9 protein-coding genes are annotated in these 9,484 nt (G+C 64.4%); 3 read left to right on the plus strand and 6 right to left on the minus strand.

The window, feature by feature from the left end; all coding sequences use genetic code 11:
- Nucleotides 1-101: 101 nt before the first annotated feature.
- The 3 genes from B1C78_RS12215 to B1C78_RS12225 all read right to left on the minus strand — a co-directional run bounded on the left by B1C78_RS12215 (nt 102) and on the right by B1C78_RS12225 (nt 2,835).
- Nucleotides 102-1,514 (minus strand): PhoH family protein, encoded by a 1,413-nt coding sequence (locus B1C78_RS12215; protein ID WP_077279450.1) that lies wholly within the window; start codon nt 1,512-1,514, stop codon nt 102-104.
- Nucleotides 1,515-1,635: 121 nt separating this feature from the next.
- Nucleotides 1,636-2,106 (minus strand): peroxiredoxin, encoded by a 471-nt coding sequence (locus B1C78_RS12220; RefSeq protein WP_077279451.1) that lies wholly within the window; start codon nt 2,104-2,106, stop codon nt 1,636-1,638.
- 174 nt (nt 2,107-2,280) lie between these two features.
- Nucleotides 2,281-2,835 (minus strand): glycine cleavage system transcriptional repressor, encoded by a 555-nt coding sequence (locus tag B1C78_RS12225; protein WP_077279452.1) that lies wholly within the window; start codon nt 2,833-2,835, stop codon nt 2,281-2,283.
- Between the two features lie 146 nt (nt 2,836-2,981).
- Between B1C78_RS12225 and dapA the strand changes: the two genes are divergently transcribed.
- From dapA to B1C78_RS12240, 3 genes are all read left to right on the plus strand, one after another.
- The gene (gene dapA, locus B1C78_RS12230; protein WP_077279453.1) at nt 2,982-3,866 is read left to right on the plus strand and encodes a 4-hydroxy-tetrahydrodipicolinate synthase; all 885 of its coding nucleotides are present in this window, start codon (nt 2,982-2,984) and stop codon (nt 3,864-3,866) included.
- Nucleotides 3,867-3,877: 11 nt separating this feature from the next.
- The gene (bamC, locus tag B1C78_RS12235; protein WP_077279454.1) at nt 3,878-5,026 is read left to right on the plus strand and encodes an outer membrane protein assembly factor BamC; all 1,149 of its coding nucleotides are present in this window, start codon (nt 3,878-3,880) and stop codon (nt 5,024-5,026) included.
- A 98-nt stretch (nt 5,027-5,124) separates the two neighbouring features.
- Complete coding sequence (locus B1C78_RS12240; protein ID WP_077279455.1) at nt 5,125-5,916, plus strand: MBL fold metallo-hydrolase; 792 nt, start codon at nt 5,125-5,127, stop codon at nt 5,914-5,916.
- A 237-nt stretch (nt 5,917-6,153) separates the two neighbouring features.
- Here the strand turns inward: B1C78_RS12240 and folE2 are convergent, their stop codons facing one another.
- The 3 genes from folE2 to dxs are packed head-to-tail and all read right to left on the minus strand — an operon-like array spanning nt 6,154 to nt 9,307.
- Complete coding sequence (gene folE2 / locus B1C78_RS12245; protein ID WP_077279456.1) at nt 6,154-6,966, minus strand: GTP cyclohydrolase FolE2; 813 nt, start codon at nt 6,964-6,966, stop codon at nt 6,154-6,156.
- Nucleotides 6,967-6,989: 23 nt separating this feature from the next.
- Nucleotides 6,990-7,373 (minus strand): 6-carboxytetrahydropterin synthase QueD, encoded by a 384-nt coding sequence (gene queD / locus B1C78_RS12250; protein WP_077279457.1) that lies wholly within the window; start codon nt 7,371-7,373, stop codon nt 6,990-6,992.
- A gap of 20 nt (nt 7,374-7,393) precedes the next feature.
- Complete coding sequence (gene dxs, locus B1C78_RS12255; protein WP_077279471.1) at nt 7,394-9,307, minus strand: 1-deoxy-D-xylulose-5-phosphate synthase; 1,914 nt, start codon at nt 9,305-9,307, stop codon at nt 7,394-7,396.
- Nucleotides 9,308-9,484: the final 177 nt, after the last annotated feature.

Raw genomic sequence — 9,484 nt, forward strand, 5'->3', positions numbered from 1 at the left:
GGCCCTTCATAGTTTCTATAGATTGCCTTCGCGGGCTTTGCGTCTTTGCGAGAGATACATATTTTTCTGTTCCGGGTTAAACGTCCTTCAGAGTACTCAAACTACAGCGTCGCCGAGGCATAATCCGCGAGGCGGGAGCGTTCGCCGCGGGTGAGGGTCATGTGGCCGCTGTGTTCCCATTGCTTGAAACGGTCCACCACGAAGGTGAGGCCGGAGGTGGTCTCGGTCAGGTAGGGCGTGTCGATCTGGGCGATGTTGCCCAGGCAGACCACCTTGGTGCCGGGGCCGGCACGGGTGATGAGCGTCTTCATCTGCTTCGAGGTCAGGTTCTGGGCCTCGTCCAGGATGATGAAGCGGTTGAGGAACGTGCGCCCGCGCATGAAGTTCAGCGAGCGGATCTTGATGCGGCTCTTGAGCAGGTCGTTGGTGGCGGCGCGGCCCCAGTCGCCCCCGATCTCCGACTTGGTGAGCACCTCGAGATTGTCCATGAGCGCGCCCATCCAGGGCGTCATCTTCTCCTCTTCGGTGCCCGGCAGGAAGCCGATGTCCTCACCCACCGGCACGGTCACCCGGGTCATGATGATTTCCTTGTAGATGTTTTCTTCCAGGGTTTGCGCCAGGCCCGCTGCCAGTGTAAGCAACGTCTTGCCGGTGCCCGCGGCCCCCACCAGGCTCACGAAGTCGATCTGCGTATCCATCAACAGGTTCAGGGCGAAGTTCTGTTCCCGGTTGCGGGCGTTGATGCCCCACACGGTATGCCGGGGATTGAGGTAATCCATCGGTGTCTCGATCTCCGCCGTGTCGGCACCCACGCTGCGCACCAGCGCGGAAAACGGCTCCTCCCCGCCCAGGTGCAGGAACTGGTTGGGAAACCACTGACCCACCAGGGGTCCGTGGATGCGGTAGCAGGTCCGGCCGCTCTCCTGCCAGGACTCCATGGCCCTGCCGTGGGTCTCCCAGAAATCGTCGGGCAACTCGCTGCGTCCGCTGTAGAGGAGATTGACGTCGTCGAGGACCTGGTCGTTGAAATAGTCCTCCGCATGGATTCCCAGCACGGCCGCCTTGATGCGCAGGTTGATGTCCTTGGATACCAGGGTGATATCCACATCGGGGCGCTCCTGCTGCAGGGCCAGGGCGGTGCCGAGGATGGTGTTGTCCGGCGTATTGCCCGGCAGGCTGTCGGGCAGATGAGCCGGCATGGCCCGGGTCTGGAAGTACAGCCTTCCGCTGCCGCCGAAGGCGGCCTCCGAGAGGCTCTCGCTGTTCAGGGGCAGGCCCTGGGCGATCTCGGCGTGACTGGCGTCGCTCATCATTTCATCGATGAAGCGGCTGACCTGACGCACGTTGCGCGCCACTTCGGACACCCCCTTCTTGCCCCGGTCCAGTTCCTCCAGCACCACCATGGGCAGATAGATGTCATGTTCCTGGAAGCGAAACAGCGCGGTCGGATCGTGCATCAGGACGTTGGTATCGAGCACGAACAGGCGTTTGCCGCGGATCTCCTTTTTTACCATTGAACGGCTCCTGGCAGTGGTGCGTGGGCAGGACAAAAAACGCCGCAGCCTCGTGCTGGAGGTGCGGCGTCGGTAATGGCTTGTTGTGTTTGTGTGCGAGCGGGCCGCAGTCTCATATCTTCTATAGCTCGCCGATCGCCTCCAGGACCTCGTCCACGTGGCCGGGGACCTTCACCTTGCGCCACTCCCGGCGCAGTACCCCGTCCTTGTCGATCAGAAAGGTGCTGCGCTCGATGCCGCGCACCTGCTTGCCGTACATGTTTTTCATCTTGATTACGTCGAAGAGCTTGCACAGGCGTTCGTCCTCGTCGGAGAGAAGGTCGAAGGGGAATTCGTATTTCGCCTTGAATTTCTCGTGGGACTTGAGGCTGTCCCGCGAGACACCGAGTACGGCCACCTTCTTGCGTTTGAGCTTGTTATAGGCCTCGGTAAAGTCCTTGCCCTCCGTCGTGCAGCCCGAGGTGTCGTCCTTGGGATAGAAATACAGCACCACGTGCTGCTTCCCCTTGAAGTCCGACAGGCGCACGGTCTTGTCGCCGGTGGCCGGGCATTCGAAGTCGGGGACGGGTTTGTTGGGGGCGACCTTTGGCATTGATGGCTCCTGTGGTTTGGGAGGGTACCCAGCCATGCGGTTTCAACCCGCAAAGGATGAAGGCAGAAGGTTGAAGGTGGAATGAAGGCCCTTGACAGACCGTTCGGGTCAAGCAGGCTCTGCCTTCATCCTTCATCCTTCATCCTTCATCCTTCATCCTTCATCCTTCATCCTTCACCCTTTAATCGGCTCTATCACCCCATCCAGGTTCAACTCGTCGCAGAAATCGAGGAAGTCGTCGCGCAGGGTGGCGATGTGCTCGGAGGCGGGTATCTCCACCGTGAGGTGGGCGGCGAACATGGGCGTGGCGGTGTGTGCGGCGTTGTAGGCATGGGTGCTCATTTCCTGGATGTTGATGCTGCGAGCGGAGAAGAATCCCGCAAGCTGGTGCACGATGCCGGGCTGGTCCAGTGCCACCACGTCGACACCGTAGGGCAGACATCGCTCCGGGTGCTTGCGGGGGCCCGTGCGCTGGGTGTTGATCTCCAGGGCGCCCTGTTCGCGCAGGCCGTTCAGCGCGTTCTCCAGACGGCTCAGCGTGTTCCAGTTGCCGGTGGTGAGCATGATCACGGCGAAACTGCCGCCGAGCACGCTCATGCGGCTGTCCTCGATGCTGCAACCGCTCTCCAGCACCGCCCGCGACAGGCTCTCCACCAACCCGGGGCGGTCCTCGCCGATGGCCGAGACGACCAGGTGCGTGCTGCGGTTCTGGCTGGTTTTGGGGGTCATGGCCGGCGGTTCCGGGCGGGGCGTGTCGGCTTCAAGCGTACCAGTTTGCGGCCGCCCTGCGCTACGTTTGCGCAGGCGTTCGGGTCGCTTGATCCCGGGGCCGCGCGCTGAGTACCATGTCCCACTTGTATTGAGCGGAGAATCCGATGTTTCACGGCAGTATGGTGGCCCTCGTGACGCCCATGGACGAGGACGGATCGGTTTCCGAGGCGTCCCTTGCAAGGCTGATCGAGTTCCATCTGGAACAGGGTACGGACGCCATCGTTGCCGTGGGCACCACCGGAGAATCGGCCACCCTGGATTTCGATGAGCACTGCCGGGTCATCGGCCAGGTGGTGCGCATGGTGGCCGGGCGCATACCGGTGATTGCGGGGACCGGCGCCAATTCCACCTCCGAGGCCATCGAGCTGACGCGCTGCGCCATGCAGGCCGGGGCGGACGCCTGTCTGCTGGTCACCCCCTATTACAACAAGCCCACCCAGGAAGGCTTGTACCGCCATCATCGGGCGGTAGCCGAGGCGGTGCCGATCCCGCAGATCCTGTACAATGTACCTGGCCGCACGGCCGTGGACATGCACAATGACACGGTGGTGCGCCTCGCGGAGATTTCCAACATCGTCGGTCTAAAGGACGCGACCGGTGACCTGGACCGGGCCCGCGACCTGGTGGCCCGTTGCGGCGAACGCATTGACCTGTTCAGCGGCGATGACGCCACCGGCATGGAGTTCATGCTGCTCGGTGGCCGGGGTGTGATCTCCGTGACGGCCAACGTGGTGCCCGGCGAGATGCGCCGTTTATGTGATGCTGCGCTGCGCGGTGACCGGACCGCGGCGGAGGAGATCAACCAGCGCATCGACCCGCTGCACCAGGCGTTGTTTTTGGAGGCCAACCCGATCCCGGTCAAGTGGGCCCTCCATGAAATGGGTCTGATCCCCGCGGGCATCCGCCTGCCGCTGACCCCCTTGTCCGAGTCCTGTCGCACGCCGCTGAGGCAGGCCCTGCAGGCGGCGGGCGTCACCTTAAACACCTGATACCGGAACTCATGCAAGCCAAACCCCTGTCGTCCGTTTCCCTTGCGGGGATCCTTGTCCCCGTGCTCGTCATCTCACTCGCAGGCTGCGGCATGCTCGGAGACCGCCGGGACACCGCCCACGAAGGTGCCCAGAGCGGCCGTGCCCTGGAGATCCCGCCGGATCTGCTGCCGCCTGAACTGGATGCCACTTACCGGGTACCGCCCCGTGAGGACGGGCGCGTCAGTGCCGTGGAAGCGGAGCGACGCCAGCAGCAGCCCAGCGGAATCCTTGGCGCTGCGCCCGCCCCCGATGTCACGGCGGACCGCGTAGCGCTCAGGGAGATCGGCGAGATGAGCGTGCGCCGGGAAGGCAGCATCCGGTGGCTGGAGGTGCGCGCAGCCCCGGACGAACTGTGGCAGGGATTGCGCTCCTTCTGGCGGGACCAGGGTTTCGACCTGGTGCGCGACGAACCGGCTGTCGGGGTCATGGAAACCGACTGGAAGGAAAGCGAGGCCGGCGTGGATATCGGCGAGTTCCGCGCGGCGTTGGGTCGCGTGCTGGGCACGCGGCATGATGCCGGGTACCAGGACAAGTTCCGCGTCAGGCTTGAGCGCGACGACGACGGCCTCACCAGCGTGTTCATTGCCCACCGCGGCGTTGAACAGACGGTGGACGATCCGCAGGTGGGCGGCATCCGTTGGGCTATGCGTCCCGCCGATCCCAACCTGGAGGCCGAGATGCTCACCCGCCTGATGGTGTTCCTGGGGCGGGACGAAGACGAGGTGCGCGGCATCGTGGACCACGTCGCCGACACCGGACCCAGTGTGCGTGAGCGGCAGGTGGACGGCGAACCCGTCCTGGAGATGCGCGGTGAATACACGCGGGTCTGGCGGCAGGTGGGCCTGAGCCTGGACCGCGCCGGTCTGCTGGTGGACGATCAGGACCGCCGCAACGGCATATTCCATGTGACCTACAGCCCGCACGTGACCGGCTCCCGCGGCGGAGTGTTCGCACGCATGTTCCGCCGGGATCCCGTTGGCGGTGACGGGCGCTACCAGATCCGCCTGGTCCAGGACGACAGCTGGGTGCGGATCACGGCCCGGGATCGCGAGGGTGAGCCCCTGCGTACCGGTGATGCCCGTACCGTGCTTGAACTGCTGCGCGACGAGATCCGCTGACGCCGTGTCGGCCGGGCGTAAACGCGCACCGAGCGGCTCCTGGCAATCGGCATCCGTGCCGGACACGGTCTGCACTGCCACCGGCGGAGGTTCACCCCGTGGCCACGGCTGATTCCGGGCCGGTGCGCGGCGTCCGCTTCGCTTCCCTGGGCAGCGGCAGTCGTGGCAACGGCCTGGTGATCTGTACCGGGCGCACCCGGGTGATGGTGGATTGCGGGTTCTCCGTATCCGAGGTCGTGCGCCGGCTGGCGCGATTGTCCATGACCCCCGATTCCATCGACGCCGTGCTGATCACCCACGAACACAGCGATCACGTGGGTGGCGCGGCGGCGTTTTCCCGCCGTTTCGCCAAGACGGTGTGGCTGACGGCGGGTACGTTGAACGCCCTGAGGGACACCGCGTTCCACGCGACCCGGATCTTCCATGCCCACCAGCGCCTGGCCATCGGCGACCTGCAGGTCGAGCCCTATCCGGTGCCCCATGACGCCCGCGAGCCGTGCCAGTTCATGTTCAGCGACGGCGACAAAAGACTGGGGTTGCTTACCGACGCGGGTTCCGTGACGCCGCACATGCAGCGCACCCTGGATGGTTGTGATGCCTTGCTGCTGGAGTGCAATCACGATGCGCAGATGCTCGCCGCTGGCCCCTACCCGGAGCCGCTCAAGCGCAGGGTGGGCGGAGGCCTGGGCCACCTGGCCAATCACCAGGCCGAGGCACTGCTCGCCGCCCTGGACACCTCGCGGCTGCGCCACGTGATCGGCATGCACCTGTCCGAGAAGAACAACACCGAGGCCCTCGCCCTGGAAAGCCTCTCACGTGCCCTGGGCTGCACCCCGGACTGGCTGGACGTGGCTAGGCAGGACGAGGGGTTTGGTTGGCGGGTGGTTTGACGGACCGCACCGTATGCGGCAACAAGAAAAAGCGAACCGCGAAGGGCGCGAAGGTATGCGCGAAGGGCGCCAGGGAAGGTCTATCGATCAGAAGTCCTTTGCGTCCTTAGCGCATACCTTCACGACCTTTCCGGTTTGGCTTTACGGCGCAGGTATGTGGGACCCCGGTATAACCGCCTTCATAACCGAATCGGCATGTGGGCACCCCATCCCCACTTCCCAATTCACACTTCGTACTTATCCTTCCTTGTCCTTCTCTATCAGCGCGTAGGCCGAGTGGTTGTGGATGGACTCGAAGTTCTCCGATTCCACCGAGTAGGCGGTGATGCGCTCGTCGGCGTTGAGCCGGGCGGCCACGTCGCGGACCATGTCTTCCACGAACTTGGGGTTGTCATAGGCGCGCTCGGTGACGTGCTTTTCGTCGGGGCGCTTGAGCAGGCCGTAGAGTTCACAGGAGGCCTCGCTCTCCACCAGGTCGATGATCTCCTCGATCCAGACGAAATCCCGCACGCGGGCGTTGACGGTGACGTGCGAACGCTGGTTGTGGGCACCGCGCTCGGAGATCCCCTTGGAGCAGGGGCACAGGCTCGTTACCGGCACCACCACCTTGATGTTCATCTGCGCGGCGCCGTCGTGGATCTCGCCGATGAAGGTGACGTCGTAGTCCATCAGGCTCATCACGCCTGAAACCGGGGCGCGCTTGTTGACGAAATAGGGGAAGCTCATCTCGATATGGCCCGAGCCCGCCTCCAGGCGCTCGGCCATCTCGTGCAGCATCTGCTTGAAGGACTGCACCGTGATTTCGCGCTCGTGGTTGTTGAGGATCTCCACGAAGCGCGACATGTGGGTGCCCTTGAAGTCATGGGGCAGGTTCACATACATGTTGAAGCGCGCGACGGTGTGCTGCTCGCCGCCGTCACGGTCGCTGACCCGCACCGGGTGGCGGATGTCCTTGATACCCACCTTGTTGATGGGAATCCGGCGGGTGTCGGCGCTGGCCTGCACGTCCGGCATGCCGCTGGAGATGACCTTGGGGGCAACTGTACTCATGAATTCTTCCGGTGTTCGTATCGTTAGTCTTCTTCAGTGTACCGGACGCAGGCCCGCTCGGTCTCCCACAGCGTGATGGCATGCACCCGAACCCGGGGCCCGTTGAGCTTGTCGGCCATTTCCCGGTAGAACCAGGCGGCGATGTTCTCCGCCGTCGGGTTGACCTCCCGAAAGGGCTCCAGGTCGTTCAGATAGCGATGGTCCAGGCGTCCGGCAATTTCTCTGGCAGCCTGCTTGATGTCGCGAAAGTCCAGGCCCATGCCCACGTCATCGAGGCGCGTGGCCACCACCTCCGCCTCCACCTTCCAGTTGTGGCCGTGCATGCGGCTGCAGGCCCCGGGGTACTCGCGGAGCGTGTGGGCGGAGGCGAAGTCGGTGACGACGCGGAGGGTGTACTTGGCGGCCATGTGTAATCTTTAGTAAAACGCTAGGATATTACCCGGGCGCGGGGATCACTGCAATCCTGCTCGCCCTTCCCCTGGTCCGCCAGACGCCGGCGGACCGCGGCCAGGATGCCCGGGGTATCGAGTCCGGCCTCGCTCAGAAGTTCCTCCCGGGTGCCGTGTTCCTGGAAGTGGTCCTGCAGGCCCAGGTTGAGCACGGGCACCGTCAGCCGGCACCGCTGCAGCGCCTCGTTGACCGCGCTTCCGGCCCCGCCCGCCACGGCGTTGTCCTCGATCGTAACCACCAATTCATGGCCCTCGGCGGCCTCGCGGATGACGGCCTCGTCCAGCGGCTTGACGAAGCGCATGTTGATCACCGTGGCATCCAGCGTTTCGCCCGCCTCCAGTGCCGGGGCGAGTACGGCACCGAAGCACAGCATGGCCACCCGCCGGCCATGGCGCCGGATCTCGGCGCGGCCCACCGGCAGGGGTTCGAGCGTCGGCTCCACGGCCACGCCGGGCCCCTTGCCGCGCGGGTAGCGCACCGCCGCGGGGCCGTCCAGGAGGAAGCCGGTGGTGAGCATGCGCCGGCACTCGTTCTCGTCGGCGGGGGCCATGATGGTCATGTTGGGCAGGCAACGCAGGTAGCTCAGGTCGAAGCTGCCGGAATGGGTGGGTCCGTCCGGACCCACCAGTCCCGCCCGGTCGATGGCCAGCAGCACGGGCAGATCCTGCAGCGTGACATCGTGAATGAGCTGATCGTAGGCACGCTGCAGGAAGGTGGAATAGATGGCCACCACGGGCTTCATGCCTTCGCAGGCGAGCCCGGCGGCCAGGGTGAGGGCATGCTGCTCGGCGATGCCCACGTCGAAGTAGCGCGCCGGGAAGCGTTCCGAGAAGTCCACCAGGCCGGAGCCTTCCCGCATGGCAGGTGTGATGGCCATGAGTTTGGGGTCTGTCTCGGCCATGTCGCACAGCCACTGGCCGAAGACCCGAGTGTAGGTGGGGTTCCCGGGGCCGCCGGACGGGGCGAGTCCTACCTCGGGGTCGAACTTGCCCACCCCGTGGTAGCCGCAGGGATCCTGTTCGGCGGGGCTGTAGCCGTGGCCCTTGCGGGTGACCACGTGCAGCAGGCGCGGTCCGGGAAGGGCCTTGAGATTCTTCAGGGTTTTCAGGAGCGACGGCAGATCGTGTCCGTCGATGGGGCCGTAATAATTGAAACCCATCTCCTCGAACAGGGTGCCGGGCACGATCATGCCCTTGACGTGTTCCTCGGCGCGGCGCATGAACTCGCGCATGGGCGGCATGTGGTCCAGCACCCGCTTGCTGCCTTCGCGCACCGTGGAGTAGAAGGACCCGGACAGCACCCGGGCCAGGTAATTGTTCATGGCGCCCACGTTGGGCGAGATGGACATCTCGTTGTCGTTGAGCACCACCAGCAGGTCGGCCTTCTCGTCACCGGCGTGATTGAGGGCCTCGAAGGCCATGCCGGCGGTCATGGCGCCATCCCCGATGACGGCCACCGTGTGCCGGTCCTCGCCCTTCTGGCGCGCTGCCAGCGCCATCCCCAGCGCCGCGCTGATGGACGTGCTGGAATGACCGGTGCCGAAGGTGTCATAGGGGCTCTCGGCGCGCCGCGGGAAGCCCGCCAGCCCCCCTTTCCGGCGCAGACTGGGCATGGCCTCGCGCCGCCCGGTGAGAATCTTGTGGGGGTAGCTCTGGTGACCCACGTCCCATACCAGCCGGTCTTCGGGGGTGTTGAAGACGTAGTGCAGGGCGATGGTCAGCTCCACGCTTCCCAGATTGGAGGCCAGATGCCCCCCTGTGCCAGACACGGATTCCAGCAGAAAGGCCCGCAACTCGCGAGCAAGTACCGTCAGTTCGGAGGCAGGCAGTTCCCGCAGGTCGGACGGTGCGCTGATGCTGGAAAGCAGGGGATAGGGCGCTGGTTGGGTCATGGAGAGGAAATGCGGCAAAGAAAATAATTATGACACGAGAGACAAGAGTCAAGATACAAGATACAAGAGGCGGCATGCGGTCGCCGAAACGGCTGTCGGGCCAGGGTGATCTTACTTGCCTCTTGTCTCTTGCATCTTGTCTCTAGCCCGCATATTTCATCAAGGATCGCGAATGAT

This window comes from Thioalkalivibrio denitrificans (assembly GCF_002000365.1).
GTDB lineage: Bacteria > Pseudomonadota > Gammaproteobacteria > Ectothiorhodospirales > Ectothiorhodospiraceae > Thioalkalivibrio_A > Thioalkalivibrio_A denitrificans.

Coding starts and splice junctions, on each gene's coding strand:
- bamC (WP_077279454.1), top strand. CDS start 3,878: ATGCAAGCCAAACCCCTGTCGTCCGTTTCCCTTGCGGGGATCCTTGTC.
- dapA (WP_077279453.1), top strand. CDS start 2,982: ATGTTTCACGGCAGTATGGTGGCCCTCGTGACGCCCATGGACGAGGAC.
- dxs (WP_077279471.1), bottom strand. CDS start 9,307: ATGACCCAACCAGCGCCCTATCCCCTGCTTTCCAGCATCAGCGCACCG.
- folE2 (WP_077279456.1), bottom strand. CDS start 6,966: ATGAGTACAGTTGCCCCCAAGGTCATCTCCAGCGGCATGCCGGACGTG.
- B1C78_RS12215 (WP_077279450.1), bottom strand. CDS start 1,514: ATGGTAAAAAAGGAGATCCGCGGCAAACGCCTGTTCGTGCTCGATACC.
- B1C78_RS12225 (WP_077279452.1), bottom strand. CDS start 2,835: ATGACCCCCAAAACCAGCCAGAACCGCAGCACGCACCTGGTCGTCTCG.
- queD (WP_077279457.1), bottom strand. CDS start 7,373: ATGGCCGCCAAGTACACCCTCCGCGTCGTCACCGACTTCGCCTCCGCC.
- B1C78_RS12220 (WP_077279451.1), bottom strand. CDS start 2,106: ATGCCAAAGGTCGCCCCCAACAAACCCGTCCCCGACTTCGAATGCCCG.